Source organism: Streptomyces cinereoruber (genome assembly GCF_009299385.1).
Classification (GTDB): Bacteria; Actinomycetota; Actinomycetes; order Streptomycetales; family Streptomycetaceae; genus Streptomyces; species Streptomyces bikiniensis.
Genome location: NZ_CP023693.1, coordinates 4,498,638 through 4,518,090, shown reverse-complemented (window position 1 = coordinate 4,518,090; position 19,453 = coordinate 4,498,638). Strand labels below are relative to the sequence as shown.

The window sequence follows — 19,453 nt, the reverse complement described above, 5'->3', positions numbered from 1 at the left end:
GCTCCTGGGTTCTGCTCGGGTGGGGTCAGAAGAGCGACGTCGTCGCGAAGCGGAGGGCGAACTGCGGGTAGCCCGACAGGACGGCTCCGGCCGCGGCGGTCAGCGCGATCGCCAGGGTGACCGGCGCGGAGGGCCGGTGGAGGGCGGCGCTGCCCTTCCCGGTGCCTTCGGGGGCCGCTGTCGGGGCTTCTCCCGGTGCTGCCTCCGGCGCTCCTTCCGGGGTGCGGAAGAGCAGGGCCGTCCAGCGGAGGTAGTAGTACAGCGCGATCACGACGTTGAGCGCCATGACCACGGCCAGCCAGCCCAGGCCCGCGTCGACGGCCGCCGAGAAGACGGTCACCTTGGCGAAGAGGCCGATGATACCCGGGGGCAGACCGGCCAGATTCAGGAGGAAGAAGGCGAGCGCGAGGGCGGCGGCGGGGCTCGCCGCGTACAGGCCCCGGTGGTCCTCGATCCGGTTCCGGGGGCGCACGCGCGCGACGAGGACGACGACGGCGAAGGCGCCGAGGTTCACGACGGCGTACATCAGGGCGTACGCGACGGTGGCGCCGATCTGGTCGTCGCTGGAGTACGCGGCGGCCGCGATCGGCACCAGGAGGTAGCCGGCCTGGGCCACGGAGGACCAGGCGAGGAGCCGGACCGCGCTCCACGCGCGCGTGGAGGACTGGCGCAGGGCGGCGACGTTCCCGGCGGTCATGGTGAGCGCGGCGAGGACGGCGAGCGCCGGGCCCCACACGTCCGCGTACGAGGGGAAGGCGACGACGGTCACCAGGATCAGGCCGGTGAAGCCGACGGCCTTGCCGACCACGGAGAGGTAGGCGGCGACGGGCAGCGGGGCGCCGACGTAGGTGTCGGGGACCCAGAAGTGGAAGGGGACGGCGGCCGTCTTGAAGGCGAAGCCGACGAGGGTGAGGGCGACGCCCGCCTCGGCGAGGGTCTGGAGCTGCCCGGGGACGTCGTCGAGGCGCTGGGCGATCTCCGTGAGGTGGAGGGTGCCGGTCGCCGCGTACACGAAGCTCGCGCCGAGCAGGGTGACGGCGGTCGCGGTGACGGAGGAGAGGAAGAACTTGAGGGCGGCCTCGCCGGACCTGCGGTCGCCGCGCTTGAGGCCGACGAGCGCGAAGGCGGGCAGGGAGGCCACCTCCAGGGCGACGACGAGGGTCGCGAGGTCCCGGGAGGCGGGCAGCAGGGCGGCTCCGGCGGCGGAGGAGAGCAGCAGGAACCAGTACTCGCCGGCCGGGAGCCTCTCGCGGGTCTCGTCCAGGGAGAGCAGCGCGGTGAGGAGCGCCCCGCCGAGGACGAGGAGCTGGACGACCAGGGTGAAGTGGTCGGCGGTGTAGCTGCAGGCCGTGACCCGCGTGTCGGGGGTGAGGCAGAAGGTGGAGCGGTCGCCGGCCCGCAGCGGGACGAGGAGGGCGAGGGCGGCGGTGAGGCCGCCGATCGCGGTCCAGCCGAGGACCTGCTTGCGCTCCGGGGGGAGGAAGAGGTCGGCGACGAGGACGGCGAGGGCGACCGCGGCCGTGAGGACGGGGGGCGCGATCGTGAGCCAGTCGACGGACTGGACGAGCTGCGACGTCACTGGGTGCCTCCGGCGAGGAGCTTCTGGACGGCCGGGTCGGTGAGGCCGAGGAGGACGGCGGGCCAGAGTCCGGCGAGGACGGTGAGGGCGACGAGCGGGGTCCAGGCGGCGAACTCGTACCCCTGGACGTCGGGGATCGGGGTCTCCCCGGCGGGCCGGGGGCCGCCCATGCAGACGCGGCGGACGACGATCAGGAGGTACGCGGCGGTGAGCAGGGTGCCGAAGGCGCCGATCGCCGTGAAGGTGAGGAAGGCGGGGCGGCTGAGGCCCTCGGCCGGGTCGAAGGCGCCGAAGAGGGCCAGCATCTCGCCCCAGAAGCCGGCGAGGCCCGGCAGGCCGAGGGAGGCGACGGCGGCGAAGGCGAGGAGGGCGCCGAGGCGGGGGGCGCGGCCGTAGAGGGCGGCGCCGGTGGCTCCGGCGAGGGTGTCGAGGTCGGCGGTGCCGTACCGGTCCTTGACCGCGCCGACCAGGAAGAAGAGCAGGCCGGTGACGAGGCCGTGGGCGACGTTGGCGAAGAGGGCGCCGTTGACCCCGGTGGGGGTCATGCTGGCGATGCCGAGGAGCACGAAGCCCATGTGGCCGACGGAGGAGTACGCGATGAGGCGCTTGAGGTCGCCCTTGGCGCCGGGGCGCGCGAGGGCGAGGCAGGCGAGCGAGCCGTAGACGATCCCGGCGACGGCGAAGGCGGCGAGGTACGGGGCGAAGGTCCGCATGCCGTCGGGCGCGATCGGCAGGACGATCCGGACGAAGCCGTACGTGCCCATCTTGAGCAGGACGCCGGCGAGGAGGACGGAGCCGACGGTGGGGGCGGCGGTGTGGGCGTCCGGGAGCCAGCTGTGCAGCGGCCACATCGGGGTCTTCACGGCGAGCCCGATCCCGATCGCCAGGACGGCGATGACCTGCACGGACGCGGTCAGTCCCCGGCCGTTGTCAGTGGCGAGTGCCACCATGTCGAATGTGCCCGACTTCACACCGATGAGGAGGAGTCCGAGCAGCATGACGACGGAGCCGAGGAGCGTGTAGAGGACGAACTTGGTGGCGGCGGCACGCCTGCCCTCGCCGCCCCAGCGGGCGATGAGGAAGTACATCGGGATGAGGACCGTCTCGAAGGCCAGGAAGAACAGGACGAGGTCGAGGACGGCGAAGGTGGCGAGGGTGCCGGACTCCAGGACGAGCAGGAGGGCGACGAAGGCCTTGGGGGCGGGGCCGGCGGGGGGCTTGAAGTAGGAGTGGAGCGCGCAGAGGAAGCACAGGAGCGCGGTCAGGACCAGGAGGGGGAGGGAGATGCCGTCGACACCGAGGTGGATCCGCACGTCCAGTGCCCTGATCCAGCTGATGTCCGTCGTGGCCTGCATCCTCGACGGGTGGTCGTGGTCGAAGCCGGCCGCGAGGACGAGGGTGGCGAGCAGGATCGCGCCGGTGACGGTGACGCCGTGGCGCAGGACGGCCTGGTCGGGTGACTTCCCCTTCAGCCCGGGCGGGGCCGGGAGGAGGGCTGCGGCGGCGCCGAGGAGCGGACCGGCGACGATCGACGCGAGAAGGAACTGCATCACGGATTCGCTGATATCGATCACGGCTCACGCTCCGGCGGCGGCGTTGGCGAGGGCGACTGCGGCGATCGCCAGGACGACGGAGCCGGCGAGCAGGGCGCTCAGATAGGTCTGCAGGTTGCCGGTCTGGGCGCGGCGGACGAGCCGTCCCAGGCCCTTGGCGGAGCCGGCGGCGCCCCGGACGTAGGTGTCGACGACCTCGCGGTCCAGGAAGCGGACCAGGGAGGCGGCGGCGAGTACGGGGCGGACGAAGGCGGCCCGGTGGACGGCGTCCAGGTGGAAGCCGTCGGCGGCGGGGCGGTGCAGCGGCCCGAGGAGGGCGCGGCCGGGGTCGGCCGGGTCCTCGGCGGGGTGCGGCAGGTGCAGCGCCTCGGCCTCGACCAGGCCCGCGTCGGCGTCGGGGTGGGCGACGTGCTGGGTGGGGACGACGGGGGCCCGGGCGGCGAGGGTGCGCCAGACCGCGTAGGTGACGGCCGCTCCGGCGGCGGCGAGGCCCGTGCCGAGGACGGCGGTGACGAGGGTCGGGGCGAGGTCGTGCCCGTCGAACCAGTCGGGGAGGTGGCGGACGGTCAGGCCGAAGCCGAGGGAGGGAACGGCGAGGACCCACAGTACGGAGGTCATGGCGATCGGCTGGCGACCGTGGTCCGGGGCCTCCGCGCCCCGGCCGCGGAAGGCGCGCAGCCAGAGGCGGAGGGCGTAGGCGGCGGTGAGGAGGGCGGTCAGGAGGCCCGCGACGAGGACGGTCCAGCCGGCTCCGGCGGGGGCGACGGTCCGGTCTCCGAGCGCGGTGTGCTCGGCGGCCACCAGGACGGCCTCCTTGGAGAAGAAGCCGGCGAAGGGCGGGATCGCGGCGAGCGCGAGGAGGGCGACGGTCATCGTCCAGTACGCGTCCGGGACCCGCTTGGCGAGGCCGCTCATGCGGGACATGGCGGTCAGCGAGTTCGTACCGGCGGCGTGGATGACCGCGCCGGCGGCGAGGAAGAGCAGCGCCTTGAAGGCGGCGTGCGAGAGGAGGTGGAAGACGGCGGCGCCCCGGTCGCCGACGGCGAGGGCGCCGGCCATGTAGCCGAGCTGGCCGATCGTCGAATAGGCCAGGACCCGCTTGATGTCGTCCTGGGCGAGCGCGGCGAGCGCCGAGCCGACCATCGTGATCGCGGCCATCACGGCGAGGACGGTCATCGCGGCGGCGGAGGCGGCGAAGACGGGCAGCAGCCGGGCGGTGAAGTAGATGCCGGCGGCGACCATCGTGGCGGCGTGGATGAGCGCCGAGACGGGGGTGGGGCCGGCCATGGCGTCCGGGAGCCAGGTGTGCAGCGGGAACTGGGCGGACTTGCCCGCGACGCCGGCGAGCAGCAGCAGCGCGATCAGGGTGGGGTGGTCGAGGCCGCCGGTCGCGACGGCGCCGAGGACCCCGGTGATCCGGAAGGTGCCGGCGTCGACGGCGAGCGCGAAGAGGCCGATGAGGAAGGGGACGTCGCCGAGCTTGGTGACGAGGAAGGCCTTGAGGGAGGCGGACCGGGCCTCGGGGGTCTCCCAGTAGTGGCCGACGAGGAAGTACGAGCAGATGCCCATGATCTCCCAGCCGACCAGGAGCACCATCAGGTCGCCGGAGTAGACGACGAGGAGCATCGCGGCGGTGAAGAGGGAGACGAGCGCGGCGTACGAGGGGTAGCGGGGGTCCTCGCGGAGGTAGCCGGTCGAGTAGATCTGCACGCAGGTCGCGACCACCCCGACGAGGACGGCGACGAGGGCGGCGAAGCCGTCGACGTGCAGGGCCAGGTCGATCGGGACCGAGCCGGTGGGGGTGAGCTGGGTGGCGGCGTCGATCGCCTTCCCGCCGCCCTGCCGGACCGCCACGAGCACGGCCAGGACGGCGGCGGCGAGGGTCGGGAGGACGGCGAGGGGGCGGACGAAGCCGGGGGCGGTGCGGCCGAGGAGGAGCCCGGCGGCGGCACCGAGGAAGGGGAGGAGGGGGACGAGGACGGCGAGGGTGGTCGTGGTCACGCGGCGGCCTCGGCCTTCTCGTCGTGCGGGCCCGCGTGCGCGTGCGGGGCTGTGTCCGGGTCCTCGTGCGGGTGCTCCGCCGTGTCGCGGAGGCGGTCGATGTCCGCGGTGCCGCGGTTGCGGTGGACCATCAGGACGATCGCGAGGCCGATGCCGATCTCGGCGGCGGCGACGGCGATGGTGAAGAGGGTGAGGGCCTGGCCGGCGTGGAGGGCGTCGCGGAGCCAGACGTCGAAGGCGACGAGGTTGAGGTTGACGGCGTTGAGCATCAGCTCGACGGACATCAGGACGAGGATCGCGTTGCGGCGGGCGAGGACGCCGTAGAGGCCGGTGCAGAAGAGGAGGGCGGCGAGGACGGCGGGGTAGGCGAGGTGCATCAGCGTTCCCCCTCCTTCTTCTTCCGGGAGAGGACGATCGCGCCGACCAGGGCGGCCAGGAGGAGCACGGACAGGGCCTCGAAGGGCAGCACCCAGTGCCGGAAGAGGATCGAGCCGGTGACCTCGGTGGAGCCCTGGACGGCCCCGTCGAGATCGATCCAGGTCGTGCGGAACGCGTCGACGACCACCCAGACGAGCGCGGCCGCGGCGGCCAGGGCCACGGCGAGGGCGACCGGGCGGTTGGCCGAGTCGGTGTCCGGGGAGCGGCCGATGGGGGCCTTGGTGAGCATGAGGCCGAAGAGGAGGAGGACGACGACGGAGCCGACGTAGATCAGCACCTGGACCCAGGCGATGAACTCGGCGGTCAGGAGCAGGTACTCGACGGCGAGGCCGCCGAGGGCCACGACCAGCCAGAGGGCGGCGTGCACCAGCTGGCGGGTGGTGACGGTGACGACGGCGGCGCCGAGGGTGACGAGGCCGACGAGGAGGAAGGCGATCTCGACGCCGGTGGGCGAGAGGAAGCCGGGGCCTTGCGCGGCCTGCTGCTGGGCCGCCTGTGCTGCTGTATGTACCGCTGTCTGTGCCGCTGTCTGTGCTGTTGTCAGGATCACCGCTGTTCCCCCTCGGCCGCCGCCGCTGCCGCCGCGGCCTTCTCCGCCGCCTTGCGGGCGGCCGTGATCTCCTTCGGCTCCTCCGCGCGCGGGTCGAGCGCGGGCGGTTCCGGGACCGTCCACATCCACTCGCGGAGCTTGTCGCGCTCGTGCGTCAGCTCGTGGATGTCGGTCTCCGCGTACTCGAACTCGGGCGACCAGAACAGCGCGTCGAAGGGGCAGACCTCGATGCAGATGCCGCAGTACATGCAGAGCGCGAAGTCGATGGCGAAGCGGTCGAGGACGTTCCGGCTGCGCTCGCGGCCGCCGGGGGCGGCGGGCGGCACCGTCTCCTTGTGGGAGTCGATGTAGATGCACCAGTCGGGGCACTCGCGGGCGCAGAGCATGCAGACGGTGCAGTTCTCCTCGAACAGGCCGATGACCCCGCGGGTGCGGGGCGGGAGTTCGGGCTGCACGTCGGGGTACTGCGCGGTGTGCGAGCGCTTCGTCATCGTGCGGAGGGTGACGGCGAGGCCCTTGGCGAGGCCGGAACCCGGGATGCCGGGTCGGGAGGGCGGGAGAAGAGGGGCCATTAGTTGATCGCCACCTTCACGATGCCGGTGAGCGCGATCTGCGCGAGGGCGAGCGGGACGAGCGTCGTCCAGGCGAGGCGCTGGAGCTGGTCCTCGCGCAGGCGCGGGTAGCTGACCCGCAGCCAGATGACGACGAAGGCGAGGACGGCGGTCTTCAGGAGGGTCCAGGCCCAGCCGAGGCCGTCGGCGCCGAGGGGGCCGTGCCAGCCGCCGAGGAAGAGGACGGTGGTGAGGCCGCAGAGGACGACGATGCCGGCGTACTCGGCGAGCAGGAACAGCGCGAAGCGGAGGCCGGTGTACTCGGTGTACGCGCCGAAGATGATCTCCGAGTCGGCTACCGGCATGTCGAACGGGGGCCGCTGGAGCTCGGCGAGCCCGGCCACGAAGAAGACGAGCGCGCCGACGATCTGCCAGGGCACCCACCACCACTCGAAGGCGTCCAGGATGCCGGGGAGGGAGACGGTGCCGGCGGCCATCGCGACGGAGGCGGCGGCGAGGAGCATCGGGAGCTCGTACGCGAGGAGCTGGGCGGCGGTCCGCAGGCCGCCGAGCAGCGAGAACTTGTTCGCGGACGCCCAGCCGGCCATGAGGCTGCCGAGGACGCCGACGCCCATCACGGCGAGCACGAAGAAGATCCCCGCGTCGACGACCTGGCCGACGGCCCCCTCGCCCGGGCCGACCGGGATCGCGACGAGGACGAGGAGGTACGGGAGGAGGGCGACGGCCGGCGCGAGCTGGAAGACCCGCCGGTCGGCGTCCTTCGGGACCACGTCCTCCTTCTGCGCGAACTTCACGCCGTCGGCGACGAGCTGGGCCCAGCCGTGGAAGCCGCCGGCGTACATGGGGCCGAGGCGGCCCTGCATGTGGGCCATGACCTTGTGCTCGGTCTGGCCGACGACGAGGGGCAGCACGAGGAAGACGGCGAAGACGACGAGGAGCCGGAGGGCGACGTCGAGTACGTCGTTCACGCGGGATCGCCTCCGGCGGGGTGGGTGGGGTCTGGGTCGGTGCCCGTGTCCGGGCCCGGGACCGCGGGCTTTTCCTTGCCGGGTCCGCCGGCGCCGGGGTCCTCCTCGGGGCCTTCGGCCCCGGCCGGTGCGGCGTCCGGCTCCGCCGGTTCCTCGTCGAAGGCCGGGCGGGCGTGGTGCCAGGGGGCGTCCGAGCTGCGGGTGCGCCGGGGGGCCGCCGGGGGTGGGGGCGTCTGGCTGACCGAGCCGTCGGCCGCCGAGCGGGAGCGGCGTGGGGGGCGGGACGTTTCGGGCGGGGTGTCCGCCGTCACGTCCGGTGCCGTCGACTGGCTCACCGAGCCGTCCGACGCGGAGCGGGAGCGGCGCGGCGGGCGGGGCGTCTCGGGCGGGTTGTCTCCCGTGGCATCCCCTGCGGGCGTCTGGCTGACGGAGCCGTCCGAGGCCGAGCGGGTACGACGGGCCGGAGCCGCCGGGGCCTGGCCGGCCGAACCCTCCGACGCCGAACGGGTACGGCGGGCCGGGGCGCCCGGATCCCCCGCCGTCTGGCTCGCCGAGCCGTCGGCGGCCGAGCGGGTACGACGGGGCGGAGACGTCGGCGTCTCCTGGCTGGCCGAGCCGTCCGACGCCGAGCGGGTACGGCGTACCGGAGCTGCCGACGCGTCCTGGCTCGCCGAACCCTCCGACGCCGAGCGGGTGCGGCGTACCGGAGCCGCCGTCCCCTCCTGGCTCGTCGAGCCCTCCGACGCCGAGCGGGTGCGGCGGGGTGTCGGGTCGGGCGGGGTGGTTTCCGTTGTCGGGCGGGGGCGGCGGGGCGGGCGTTCGGGGCGGGTGGGGGCCGGGGGGAGTTGGCCCTTGAGGGGGCCCCATTCGTTGGGGTCCGGGACGCCCGGGGGGAGCATCTGGCGGCGCTTGGGGCCGCCGTCGTGGGACTCGCCCGGTTCCTTCGCGCCCGGCCACGCCTTGGCGACCCGGGCCGCGAGGACGAAGTCCTTGCGCAGCGGGTGGCCCTCGAAGTTCTCGGGGAGGAGGAGCGGGGCCGGGTTCGGGTGGCCCGTGAAGTCCACGCCGAACATCTCGTGGGTCTCGCGCTCGTGCCAGCCCGCGCCCGCGTACACCTCCACCGCCGTGGGGAGGACGGGGGCGGAGTGCGGGACCGTCGTACGGACGAGGAGGCGGCGCGGCGGGCCGCCCCCGTCGGCGCCGCCCCCGCCGAGGGACACCACGTGGGCGCAGACCCGGATCCCCGTGCCCGGCTCGTCGACCGCGCTCAGCCAGTCGAAGTAGGTGCAGCCCAGCTCGTCGCGGGCCGTGGTCAGGGCGGTGATCCAGGAGGACGGCGGGACGTCGACCGTCAGCAGGTCGTACGCCCGCTCCGCCGTCGCCTCCTCGCCGAAGACCTCCGTCACCGACTCGGGGAGGTCGCCGTACGCGCTCATGCCGCGCCTCCCGGCGGGGGCGTCAGCGGGCTCGTCAGTTCGGACACCGAGGCCGACCGGCCGTACCGCTCCGCCAGGTTCTCCCGGGCGATCTTCTCCTGGAGCTTGAGGATGCCCTGGAGCAGCGCCTCGGGCCGGGGCGGGCACCCCGGCACGTACACGTCCACCGGGATGATCTGGTCGACGCCCTTCGTCACGGAGTACGAGTCCCAGTACGGGCCGCCGCAGTTGGAGCAGGCGCCGAAGGAGATGACGTACTTCGGCTCGGGCATCTGCTCGTACAGGCGCTTCACGGCCGGTGCCATCTTGTCGGTCACCGTGCCCGAGACGATCATCAGGTCGGCCTGGCGCGGGCCGGGCGCGAAGGGGATCACGCCGAGGCGGATGAAGTCGTGCCGGGCCATCGACGCGGCGATGAACTCGATCGCGCAGCAGGCGAGTCCGAAGTTGAAGACCCACAGGCTGTAGCGGCGGCCCCAGTTCAGGACCACCTTCATGGGCTCCGGGGCCAGGCGCGCGAGCGTCCCCAGCTTCGGAGCGGGCAGGGCCACGGGCTCGGCGGCGGTTCCGGGGACTCCGGGTGTTACGTCCATGTCAGGACGCCCTTCTTGTACGCGTAGAGCAGCCCCACGGCCAGGAAGCCGAGGAAGACGAACATCTCGACCAGGGTCGTGGCGCCGTAGCCGGGCGCGGCGAAGACCGTCGCCCAGGGGAAGAGGAAGATCGAGTCGACGGCGAAGATCACGTAGAGGAAGGCGTACACGTAGTAGCGGACCTGGGTGTGCGCCCAGCCCTCCCCCACGGGATCGACACCGCACTCGTACGTGAGGAGCTTCTCGGGCGTCGGCACGACGGGCCGCAGCAGCCGGCCGGCGCCGAACGCCACGGCGACGAAGAGCACGCCGACGACGGCGAGCAGGCCGACGACGGAGTACGTCTGGAAGTAGTCCGCCGCGTCGGCCGCGACAACGGTCGGTTCCCGCACGTCCGCCCCTCGCTCCAGGTGTCCCATGGGTCACTTCTGTTCTGTACGCACGCGAGTCTAGGCCCTGCTAAAGGGACCGTAAGCAGGCGCGGTGGCCGGTTCCGGTGGGGTTAACCCCCTCTCCCGTCGGCCCACCTCCCCCATGGCGGCGCACGAGCCGCGCCGGGCACCCTGGGGCCCATGAGTGCCGATCACGACTCCGCCGCCGCCCCCTCCGGTGCCCCGGCGCGTCCCCGTACCGCCTACGGCAAGGAGACCTGGAAGGAGATCGTCTTCCTCCTCTCCAACCTGTTCACGACGCTGGTCGGCTTCGTCTACGCGGTGGTGAGCGTCCTGCTCGGCGTGGGCCTCTCGGTCACCGTGGTCGGCCTGCCGCTGCTCGCCCTCGGCCTCGGCGGCGCCCGGCTGCTCGGCCGCTCGGAGCGGGCGCGGGCCCGGGGCCTGCTCGGCGTCGCGGTCCGGGAGCCGTCCCCGCTGCCCCGGCACGGCGGCTTCTTCGACTGGCTGTGGTCGGCGCTGAAGGACCCGGTGGCCTGGCGGACCCAGCTGTACGGGCTGATCCGGCTGCCCTGGGGGATCCTGACGTTCACGGTCTCCCTGGTCTCGCTCTTCGTCCTCTGGCCCGTACTGCCCTTCCTGTCGCGGCTGCTCGCGAGCGCCGACCGGGGCATGGTCCGGGGGCTGCTCTCGCCCTCCGACGAGCTGGAGCGGCGGATCGCCGAGCTGGAGACGGACCGGGGCGTGGTCGTGGACACCGCCGCCGCCGACCTGCGGCGCATCGAGCGCGACCTGCACGACGGCGCGCAGGCCCGGCTCGTCGCCCTCGCGATGGGCCTCGGCCTGGCCAAGGAGAAGCTCCTGGACGACCCGGAGGCGGCCGCCGCGATGGTGGACGAGGCGCACGGCGAGGTGAAGCTCGCGCTCCAGGAGCTGCGGGACCTGGCCCGGGGCATCCACCCGGCCGTCCTCACCGACCGGGGGCTCGGCGCCGCCCTGTCCTCCGTCTCCGCGCGCTGCACGGTGCCGGTGCGGGTCGAGGTGGATCTGGCCGAGCGGCCGGCGGAGGCGATCGAGGGCATCGCGTACTTCACGGTGTCGGAGCTGCTCCAGAACGTCTCCAAGCACTCCCGCGCCCGGTCCGCCTCCGTGGAGGTGTGGCGGACGGCCGACCGGCTGATGCTCCAGGTCCGGGACGACGGCGCCGGCGGGGCGCGCCTCGACGGGGGCACGGGGCTCGCCGGGCTCGCGGAGCGCCTCGGCGCGGTCGACGGCGTCCTCGTCCTGGACTCCCCGGCGGGCGGCCCGACGACGGTCACGGCGGAGCTGCCGTGGCGGGGGCGGGGCGCGGGCGCGCGGTAACCGCCGCCCGGGGCCGGGGGGCGCGGGGCCGGGGCCCGGCGGGCGCGGGGGCCCGCGGCGGCGCTTGTGCGGTGGCCGCCACCCGGGGGCCGGGCGGAGGGCCAGGGGCCGAGAAACCGGGCCGGGGGGCCGGGCCAAGCCCGGGAGACCGAGGCCCGGGCCGCCAGGCCCCGGTCCAGGTCCCGACCCCCGGCCCCCGGGTCCCGGGGTGGGGAAAACCCCCGTCCGCAGACGCCGACCTCCCTCATGGTCCGGCACCCGCCGGAACGGAATCCTGGACCACGTACCGCCCCGCGTCGCGCCGCCGACGGATCCCGCCCACCCGCAGAGAAGGACGTCCGCCATGCCCTCCGACCGACTCCCCGCCGCGATCCGCGCGCCGTTCGAGGGCCGCACCTGGCGCGCCCTCGGGTACGTGCTGATCGGCCTCCCGCTGAGCGTCTGCTGGTTCGCGCTCTCCGTCTCCCTCGTCTCGGCCGGCGCCGGGCTGCTCGTCACCTTCCTCGGCGTGCCGGTCCTGGCCGGGGCGCTCGCCCTGTGCCGGGGCTTCGGCGCGGTCGAGCGGGCGCGGGCGCGGGCGCTGCTCGGCCTCGACGTGGCGGCGCCGGAGCCGGTGCGCGGCCGGACCGGCGGGGCGTTCTCGTGGATGGGGGCCATGCTGAAGAGCGGGGCTTCGTGGCGGCACCTGCTGTACGCGTTCGTGCACATGCCGTGGGCGGTGTTCTCCTTCTCGGTGACGGTGGCGTTCTGGGGGTGGGGCTGGAGCCTCCTCACGTATCCGCTGTGGCAGTGGGTCTTCCCCGCGTACGTCGGGCAGGACGGGATCCAGCTGTACGGCGACGGGACGCACGGCCTCTACCTGGACTCGCCCTTCGAGATCGCGGTGACGAGCCTGGTCGGCCTGCTGTTCGTGACGGCCGGGCCGTGGCTGCTGCGCGGGTTCGTCGCCGTCGACCGGTTCCTGGTGGCCGGGCTGCTCGGCCCGTCGCGGCCGGCCTCGCGCGTGACGGAGCTGGAGTCGGACCGGGGCGTGCTCGTGGACACCGCCGCCGCCGACCTGCGGCGCATCGAGCGGGCGCTGCACGACGGCGCGCAGGCCCGGCTCTCCGCGCTCGCCCTGGACCTGGGCCTGGCGAAGGAGCGGCTGGCGGAGGACCCGAAGGCGGCGGCGGTCCTGGTGGAGGAGGCGCACGGCGAGGTGAAGCTCGCGCTCCAGGAGCTGCGGGACCTGGCCCGGGGCATCCACCCGGCCGTCCTCACCGACCGGGGCCTGGACGCGGCCCTGTCGGCGGTGGCCTCGCGCTGCGCGGTCCCGGTGTCGGTGGACGTGGACCTGCCGGCGCGGCCGGTCCCGGCGATCGAGGGCATCGCGTACTTCACGGTCTCGGAGCTCCTGCGGAACGTCACCGAGCACGCGCGGGCGCGGCGCGCCTGGGTGGAGGTGTGGCGGACGGCCGACCGGCTGATGGTCCAGGTCCGGGACGACGGCGCCGGCGGCGCGGAGGCGGCGGCCGGGCGGAGCCTGGCGGCGCTCTCCGAGCGGGTCGGGGCGGTGGACGGGGTGCTCGCCGTGGACTCGCCGGCGGGCGGGCCGACGACGGTGACGGTCGAACTGCCCTGGCGCGCGTAGGCCCTTCACCGGCGCCGGGTGCGATGCTGGGCTCCGACGGAAGACCGGACGACCGGATCATGGGGGCTGTGGGGCGTGGGAGAGCGGGACGTGGCGGAGCGGGTGCGGGTGGTCATCGCCGAGGACTCGGTACTGCTCCGGGAGGGGCTGACCCGGCTCCTGACCGACCTGGGGCACGAGGTCGTCGCCAAGGTCGGTGACGGCGAGGCCCTGGTGGAGACGGTGGGGAAGCTCGCGGCCGAGGGGGCGCTGCCGGACGTGGTGGTGGCGGACGTGCGGATGCCGCCGACCCACACGGACGAGGGCGTGCGGGCGGCGGTGCGGCTGCGCGGGGACCACCCGGGGCTCGGGGTCCTCGTCCTGTCGCAGTACGTGGAGGAGCAGTACGCCACCGAACTCCTGGCCGGTTCCAGCCGGGGCGTGGGCTACCTCCTGAAGGACCGGGTCGCGGAGGTCCGCGAGTTCGTGGACGCGGTCGTGCGGGTCGCCGGGGGCGGTACGGCCCTGGATCCGGAGGTCGTGCAGCAGCTCCTCGGCCGCAGCCGGCAGCAGGACGTGCTGGCGGGCCTGACCCCGCGCGAGCGGGAGGTCCTGGGGCTGATGGCGGAGGGGCGGACGAACTCGGCGATCGCGAAGGCGCTGGTCGTGAGCGACGGCGCGGTGGAGAAGCACATCAGCAACATCTTCCTGAAGCTGGGGCTCTCGCCGAGTGACGGCGATCATCGGCGGGTACTCGCCGTGCTGACGTACTTGAGGTCCTGACCGGTCCCGGCCACCTCTGACCAGTCCTGGTCAGCCCGACCGATACCGGCCGATCCCGATCGATGCCGGCCGATCCCGGCACCGGTCCCGACCGGCCCCGAGAGGACTCGACCGACCCCGGAGTGACAGAAAGGCCGGAATCAGACCTTCCGCAACACTCCGGGCGGCGACACAGCGTGATGAACCCTGACAGAACGTTTCCGAAAAGCGGTCCATGATGCAAGAAGTCCGGGGAGACTCGACCCCGCCGTCGTAGGGTGGGCAGCGGGACGGACGGTGATCGGCCGACCGCGCCGCGAGCCCCTCCCCGCCTCCGGCGGAGAGTTCCCCTTGCCACGAGGGAGGTCCAGTTCAGTGACCAGCCAGGTCAGCAGCGAGGCCGGCGAGGCCCTGCTCGGGGAGCAGAGAGGCGCCCCGGCCGTGCCCCACGACGGCGCCGCGAAGGAAGTCCGCCGTCTCGACCGGGTGATCATCCGCTTCGCGGGCGACTCGGGCGACGGCATGCAGCTCACGGGTGACCGCTTCACCTCGGAGACGGCGTCCTTCGGGAACGACCTGTCGACGCTGCCGAACTTCCCGGCCGAGATCCGGGCGCCCGCCGGGACCCTGCCGGGCGTCTCCTCGTTCCAGCTGCACTTCGCCGACCACGACATCCTCACCCCCGGCGACGCGCCGGACGTGCTGGTGGCGATGAACCCGGCCGCGCTGAAGGCGAACATCGCCGACGTGCCGCGCGGCGGCGAGGTCATCGTGAACACCGACGAGTTCGCCAAGCGGGCGATGGCGAAGGTCGGGTACGCGGTCTCGCCGCTGGAGGACGGCTCCCTCGACGGCTACCGGGTGCATCCGGTGCCGCTGACGACGCTGACCCTGGAGGCCCTGAAGGACTTCGGGCTGCCCCGGAAGGAGGCCGAGCGGTCGAAGAACATGTTCGCGCTCGGGCTGCTGTCCTGGATGTACCACCGGCCGACCGAGGGCACCGAGGCCTTCCTGCGCCGCAAGTTCGCGAGGAAGCCGCAGATCGCCGAGGCGAACGTGGCCGCGTTCCGGGCCGGCTGGAACTTCGGGGAGACCACCGAGGACTTCGCCGTCTCCTACGAGGTCGCCCCCGCGTCCCGGGCCTTCCCCACGGGCACGTACCGCAACATCTCGGGGAACCTGGCCCTGTCGTACGGCCTGATCGCCGCCGCCCGCCAGGCCGACCTGCCGCTGTACCTGGGCTCGTACCCGATCACCCCGGCCTCGGACATCCTGCACGAGCTGTCGAAGCACAAGAACTTCGGCGTGCGGACCTTCCAGGCCGAGGACGAGATCGCCGGCATCGGCGCCGCCCTGGGCGCGGCCTTCGGCGGCGCGCTCGCGGTGACGACCACCTCCGGCCCCGGCGTGGCCCTCAAGAGCGAGACGATCGGCCTGGCGGTCTCCCTGGAGCTGCCGCTGCTGATCGTGGACATCCAGCGCGGCGGGCCCTCGACCGGCCTGCCGACCAAGACCGAGCAGGCCGACCTGCTCCAGGCGATGTACGGGCGCAACGGCGAGGCACCCGTCCCCGTCGTCGCGCCGAGGACGCCCGGGGACTGCTTCGACGCGGCCCTGGAGGCGGCCCGGATCGCACTCACCCACCGCACCCCGGTCTTCCTGCTCTCCGACGGCTACCTCGCCAACGGCTCCGAGCCCTGGCGCATCCCGGACCCCGAGGAGCTGCCCGACCTGCGGACCGCGTTCGCCACCGGGCCGAACCACACCCTCGCGGACGGCACCGACGTCTTCTGGCCCTACAAGCGCGACCCCGAGACCCTGGCCCGCCCCTGGGCCGTCCCCGGCACCCCGGGGCTCGAACACCGCATCGGCGGCATCGAGAAGCAGGACGGGACGGGAAACATCTCCTACGATCCGGCCAACCACGACTTCATGGTCCGCGTCCGCCAGGCCAAGGTCGACGGCGTCGACGTCCCGGACCTGGACGTGGACGACCCGGACGGCGCCCGCACGCTGGTGCTGGGCTGGGGTTCGACGTACGGGCCGATCACGGCGGCGGTACGGCGGATCCGCCGGGAGGGCGGGCACGTCGCCCAGGCCCACCTGCGCCACCTCAACCCCTTCCCCCGCAACCTCGGCGACGTCCTCAAGGGCTACGACGAGGTCGTCGTCCCCGAGATGAACCTCGGCCAGCTCGCCACCCTGCTCCGGGCGAAGTACCTGGTCGACGCGCGCAGCCACACCCAGGTCAACGGCATGCCGTTCAAGGCCGAACAGCTCGCCGCCGTCCTCAAGGAGGCCATCGATGCCTGAGCACACGGAGCTTGAGCACACGGAGTCGCTGCTGAGCCTGGTGCCGAAGGCCGAGGCCGTCCAGTCGATGAAGGACTTCAAGTCCGACCAGGAGGTGCGCTGGTGCCCCGGCTGCGGCGACTACGCCGTCCTGGCCGCCGTCCAGGGCTTCATGCCCGAGCTCGGCCTGGCCAGGGAGAACATCGTCTTCGTCTCCGGCATCGGCTGCTCCTCCCGCTTCCCGTACTACATGAACACCTACGGGATGCACTCCATCCACGGCCGCGCCCCGGCCATCGCCACCGGCCTGGCGACCTCGCGCCGCGACCTGTCGGTCTGGGTCGTCACCGGTGACGGCGACGCGCTGTCCATCGGCGGCAACCACCTCATCCACGCCCTGCGCCGCAACGTCAACCTGAAGATCCTGCTGTTCAACAACCGGATCTACGGCCTGACCAAGGGCCAGTACTCCCCCACCAGCGAGACCGGCAAGATCACCAAGTCCACCCCGATGGGATCCCTGGACGCGCCCTTCAACCCGGTCTCCCTCGCGCTCGGCGCGGAGGCGTCCTTCGTGGCCCGCACGGTCGACTCCGACCGCAAGCACCTCACCGAGGTCCTGCGCCAGGCCGCCGACCACGACGGCACGGCGCTGGTGGAGATCTACCAGAACTGCAACATCTTCAACGACGGCGCCTTCGACACCCTCAAGGACAAGGAACGGGCCCAGGAGGCGGTGATCCGCCTGGAGCACGGGCAGCCGATCCGCTTCGGCACCGACCTCGCCAAGGGCGTCGTGCGGAACCCGGCCACCGGCGACCTGGAGATCGTCGAGGTGACGCCCGCCAACGAGGGCGACGTCCTCGTCCACGACGCCCGCGCCGCCACCCCCACCACCGCCTTCGCCCTCTCCCGCCTCGCCGACCCCCACACCCTGCACCACACTCCCATCGGGGTCTTCCGGGCGGCGGAGCGCCCGGTCTACGACACCCTCATGGCCGAGCAGCTGGACGCGGCCGTGGAGCAGCACGGCAAGGGCGACCTCGCCCGGCTCCTCGCCGGCAACGACACCTGGACCGTCGTCGGCTGACGTACCGGCACGGGGCGGGGGCGGGTCCTCACGGGCCCGCCCCCCCTCACGTACTCCCCGTCTTCCCCGCCCTCTTCGCCTCCGCCACCGCCGCGTCCGCGAACTCCCCCAGGAAGTGCGGCTTCCCGTCCTTCACCCGCCAGAGGAAGAGTCCGACGAGGCTCGCGGCGACGCTCTCCCGGCCCGCCGAGGAGTACGTCTTGGCGAGGCCCTTGTACGGGGTCTGCCGCAGGGCGTTCGACACCCCGGACGCCACCGACTCCGCGTGGTTCCCGACCGTCGTGCCCAGCGCCTGGAGCGTCCAGTGGACGACGTCGTACGCCTCCGTGGCGTACGGCTCGACGGGGGTGGCGGCGGGCAGCCCCCAGCGCTTCCGGTACGCGGCGGCGAAGGCCTTCGCGCCCGGGAGGCCGTCCGGGTCGACGTGGGCCGTGCCGAAGTACCAGCCTTCGGCCGCCGGGCCCGCGAGGTCCAGGAACTCCTGCGTGAAGGGCTGTTCGACGCTGCCGCAGGGGCCCCGGAAGCCCTGGTCGCGCAGGGCCTTCGCGCAGAGGGCGGCCCGGCGCGGCGAGGTCCCCACGTACATCACGCCCTGCGGGTCCGTCGCGAGGGCGGCCCGTACGGCGGAGGCGAAGTCCTCGCTGTCCGCCTCGACGGGGTGGGAGGTCGCCTTCCCGCCCTGGGCCTGCGAGGGCGGGGTCTTCTTGAGGCTGTTGACCGCGAACCAGGTGGACCGGCCGCCGTCGCGGTCCTCCACGACGGCGGTCCTGAGGACCCCGCGCTCGGAGAGGTGGCGGGCGAACGGGACGATCATCGAGTCCGGGGAGGGGCGGGGTTCGAAGTAGGTGCGCTTGGTGGTCTGGCCCTCCAGCGTGGTGCCGTTCGGGACGGCGGCGAGGACGCTGATCAGGGGGACGGAGTGGTCGACGAGTTCGGCCACGGCGGCGACGACGCCCGGGACGGTCGTCGGGCCGACGACGCCGACCAGCCTCCCGTCCTCGAGCAGGTCGCGGGCCGCGGCCGCGGCGCGCGGCCCCTGCCCGCCGTCGTCCATCGCCCGCAGGACCACGTCGAAGGCCCGGTCCGGGCGGGCGTTGAAGGCCTCCACGGCCAGCCGGGCACCGCGCTCCTGCGCCCGCCCGGCCTCCTTGGTGGGTCCGCTCAGATCGGTGAGGACGCCGATCGTGTACGAGGGGAGGGCGGCGCCCTTGCCCGTCCCCGTGCCCTCCCCGGCGGGGTCGCGGCCGAGGAGCCAGGCGGTCAGGCCGCCCGCCCCGGCGACGGCCAGCGCCGAGCCGGCCGCCAGGACGCGGCGGCGCGAGACACCCGCGGGGGGTTCGGGGGCGGTGAGCACGGTCGGTTCGGCGACGGGCAGGTCGAGGACGCGCGAGGAGCGCCGGGCGATGAGCGCGGGCAGGCCGGGCGGCAGCCAGTCCCCCGCCGGCCCCTCGGCCTCCCCGAGCGCGGCCCGCACCCGCGCGGCCGTGGGGCGGGCCGCCGGGTCCTTGGCCAGGCAGGCCTCGACCAGGGGCAGGATCGTGTCCGGGACCTCGCGGAGGTCCGGTTCCTCGTGGACGGTGCGGTAGACGACGGCGGCCACCGCGCCCGTGCCGAAGGGGCGTTCGCCGGTGAGGGCGTACGCGAGGACGCAGCCGAGCGAGAAGACGTCGGCGGCCGGGCCGACCTCGTCCGCGACGCCGACGCGGGCCTGTTCGGGGGCGAGGAAGCCGGGGGTGCCGATCATCGCGTCCGTGGCGGTCAGCGCGGTGGCCCCGGCGGAGCGGGCGATGCCGAAGTCGATGAGGCGGGGGCCGTCGAGGGCGAGGAGGACGTTCCCCGGCTTCACGTCCCGGTGGACGAGGCCCGCCGCGTGCATGTCGGCGAGCGCGGCGGCGAGCCGGGCGCCCAGGGCCCGTACGGTCGGCTCGGGCAGGGCGCCGTGCAGCGCGACGGCCTCGGCGAGCGAGGGCCCGGGGACGAACTCGGTCGCCAGCCAGGGCTCGCGGGCCTCCGGGTCGGCGCCGAGGACGCGGACCACCCAGCGGCCGGTGATCCGTCCGGCGATCCGGGTCTCGCGGCGGAACCGCTCCCGGAAGCCGGGGTCGGCGGCGTGCTCGGCGCGGATGAGCTTCAGCGCGGCGAGCGTCCCGCCGGCGGTGCGGGCGAGGTAGACCACGCCCATGCCGCCGGCGCCGAGGCGGCCGAGGAGCCGGTGGCCCGCGATCGAGGACGGGTCGGCCTTGCGGAGCGGCTGCACGG

At 73.9% G+C, this 19,453-nt stretch carries 16 protein-coding genes; 5 read left to right on the top strand and 11 right to left on the bottom strand.

Translation table 11 applies throughout. The annotated features are described in order from the left end of the window. Positions 1 to 25: 25 nt before the first annotated feature. The 10 genes from CP977_RS20415 to CP977_RS20370 are packed head-to-tail and all read right to left on the bottom strand — an operon-like array spanning position 26 to position 10,109. On the bottom strand, positions 26 to 1,579 hold the full coding sequence (locus CP977_RS20415) for an NADH-quinone oxidoreductase subunit N (protein WP_062752827.1): 1,554 nt from the start codon (positions 1,577 to 1,579) through the stop codon (positions 26 to 28). Continuing rightward, positions 1,576 to 3,129, bottom strand: coding sequence for a complex I subunit 4 family protein (locus tag CP977_RS20410; RefSeq protein WP_104860434.1), 1,554 nt, complete (start codon positions 3,127 to 3,129; stop codon positions 1,576 to 1,578). Before CP977_RS20410 ends, CP977_RS20415 begins: the two co-directional genes overlap by 4 nt. Positions 3,130 to 3,156: 27 nt before the next feature. Continuing rightward, entirely contained in the window at positions 3,157 to 5,133 is a 1,977-nt protein-coding gene (locus tag CP977_RS20405; protein ID WP_152370625.1) for an NADH-quinone oxidoreductase subunit 5 family protein, read from the bottom strand. After that, positions 5,130 to 5,510, bottom strand: a complete 381-nt coding sequence (gene nuoK, locus CP977_RS20400; protein ID WP_152370624.1) for an NADH-quinone oxidoreductase subunit NuoK — start codon at positions 5,508 to 5,510, stop codon at positions 5,130 to 5,132. Before nuoK ends, CP977_RS20405 begins: the two co-directional genes overlap by 4 nt. Next, positions 5,510 to 6,115: an NADH-quinone oxidoreductase subunit J family protein gene (locus CP977_RS20395; protein ID WP_167308946.1), complete on the bottom strand. Its 606-nt coding sequence runs from the start codon at positions 6,113 to 6,115 to the stop codon at positions 5,510 to 5,512. The genes nuoK and CP977_RS20395 overlap by 1 nt, the downstream gene beginning before the upstream one ends. A gap of 2 nt (positions 6,116 to 6,117) precedes the next feature. Beyond that, on the bottom strand, positions 6,118 to 6,693 hold the full coding sequence (locus CP977_RS20390) for a NuoI/complex I 23 kDa subunit family protein (RefSeq protein WP_152370623.1): 576 nt from the start codon (positions 6,691 to 6,693) through the stop codon (positions 6,118 to 6,120). Beyond that, entirely contained in the window at positions 6,693 to 7,661 is a 969-nt protein-coding gene (locus CP977_RS20385; protein ID WP_109185152.1) for a complex I subunit 1/NuoH family protein, read from the bottom strand. The genes CP977_RS20390 and CP977_RS20385 overlap by 1 nt, the downstream gene beginning before the upstream one ends. Then, on the bottom strand, positions 7,658 to 9,097 hold the full coding sequence (locus tag CP977_RS20380; RefSeq protein WP_152370622.1) for an NADH-quinone oxidoreductase subunit C: 1,440 nt from the start codon (positions 9,095 to 9,097) through the stop codon (positions 7,658 to 7,660). The genes CP977_RS20385 and CP977_RS20380 overlap by 4 nt, the downstream gene beginning before the upstream one ends. Then, entirely contained in the window at positions 9,094 to 9,690 is a 597-nt protein-coding gene (locus tag CP977_RS20375; RefSeq protein WP_152370621.1) for an NADH-quinone oxidoreductase subunit B, read from the bottom strand. The genes CP977_RS20380 and CP977_RS20375 overlap by 4 nt, the downstream gene beginning before the upstream one ends. After that, the gene (locus CP977_RS20370) at positions 9,681 to 10,109 is read right to left on the bottom strand and encodes an NADH-quinone oxidoreductase subunit A (RefSeq protein WP_183953222.1); all 429 of its coding nucleotides are present in this window, start codon (positions 10,107 to 10,109) and stop codon (positions 9,681 to 9,683) included. Before CP977_RS20370 ends, CP977_RS20375 begins: the two co-directional genes overlap by 10 nt. A 153-nt stretch (positions 10,110 to 10,262) precedes the next feature. Here CP977_RS20370 and CP977_RS20365 point away from each other — a divergent pair, with 153 nt between their 5' ends. From CP977_RS20365 to CP977_RS20345, 5 genes are all read left to right on the top strand, one after another. Beyond that, a complete protein-coding gene (locus tag CP977_RS20365) occupies positions 10,263 to 11,441 on the top strand; it encodes a sensor histidine kinase (protein WP_062752845.1) in 1,179 nt (392 codons plus the stop codon). 343 nt (positions 11,442 to 11,784) lie between these two features. Next, positions 11,785 to 13,071 (top strand): sensor histidine kinase, encoded by a 1,287-nt coding sequence (locus CP977_RS20360; protein WP_062752847.1) that lies wholly within the window; start codon positions 11,785 to 11,787, stop codon positions 13,069 to 13,071. A gap of 102 nt (positions 13,072 to 13,173) precedes the next feature. Beyond that, complete coding sequence (locus CP977_RS20355) at positions 13,174 to 13,833, top strand: response regulator transcription factor (protein WP_062756928.1); 660 nt, start codon at positions 13,174 to 13,176, stop codon at positions 13,831 to 13,833. A gap of 354 nt (positions 13,834 to 14,187) precedes the next feature. Continuing rightward, complete coding sequence (locus tag CP977_RS20350; RefSeq protein WP_152370620.1) at positions 14,188 to 16,125, top strand: 2-oxoacid:acceptor oxidoreductase subunit alpha; 1,938 nt, start codon at positions 14,188 to 14,190, stop codon at positions 16,123 to 16,125. After that, on the top strand, positions 16,118 to 17,194 hold the full coding sequence (locus CP977_RS20345; RefSeq protein ID WP_062752851.1) for a 2-oxoacid:ferredoxin oxidoreductase subunit beta: 1,077 nt from the start codon (positions 16,118 to 16,120) through the stop codon (positions 17,192 to 17,194). Before CP977_RS20350 ends, CP977_RS20345 begins: the two co-directional genes overlap by 8 nt. A gap of 46 nt (positions 17,195 to 17,240) precedes the next feature. Here the strand turns inward: CP977_RS20345 and CP977_RS20340 are convergent, their stop codons facing one another. Further along, the gene (locus tag CP977_RS20340; RefSeq protein WP_062752853.1) at positions 17,241 to 19,451 is read right to left on the bottom strand and encodes a bifunctional serine/threonine-protein kinase/ABC transporter substrate-binding protein; all 2,211 of its coding nucleotides are present in this window, start codon (positions 19,449 to 19,451) and stop codon (positions 17,241 to 17,243) included. Positions 19,452 to 19,453: the final 2 nt, after the last annotated feature.

What these genes read in the sequence shown, in the direction of transcription:
- CP977_RS20370 (WP_183953222.1), bottom strand. Translation starts at nt 10,109, where the DNA reads ATGGGACACCTGGAGCGAGGGGCGGACGTGCGGGAACCGACCGTTGTC.
- CP977_RS20360 (WP_062752847.1), top strand. Translation starts at nt 11,785, where the DNA reads ATGCCCTCCGACCGACTCCCCGCCGCGATCCGCGCGCCGTTCGAGGGC.
- CP977_RS20365 (WP_062752845.1), top strand. Translation starts at nt 10,263, where the DNA reads ATGAGTGCCGATCACGACTCCGCCGCCGCCCCCTCCGGTGCCCCGGCG.
- CP977_RS20375 (WP_152370621.1), bottom strand. Translation starts at nt 9,690, where the DNA reads ATGGACGTAACACCCGGAGTCCCCGGAACCGCCGCCGAGCCCGTGGCC.
- CP977_RS20390 (WP_152370623.1), bottom strand. Translation starts at nt 6,693, where the DNA reads ATGGCCCCTCTTCTCCCGCCCTCCCGACCCGGCATCCCGGGTTCCGGC.
- CP977_RS20410 (WP_104860434.1), bottom strand. Translation starts at nt 3,129, where the DNA reads ATGCAGTTCCTTCTCGCGTCGATCGTCGCCGGTCCGCTCCTCGGCGCC.
- CP977_RS20345 (WP_062752851.1), top strand. Translation starts at nt 16,118, where the DNA reads ATGCCTGAGCACACGGAGCTTGAGCACACGGAGTCGCTGCTGAGCCTG.
- nuoK (WP_152370624.1), bottom strand. Translation starts at nt 5,510, where the DNA reads ATGCACCTCGCCTACCCCGCCGTCCTCGCCGCCCTCCTCTTCTGCACC.
- CP977_RS20380 (WP_152370622.1), bottom strand. Translation starts at nt 9,097, where the DNA reads ATGAGCGCGTACGGCGACCTCCCCGAGTCGGTGACGGAGGTCTTCGGC.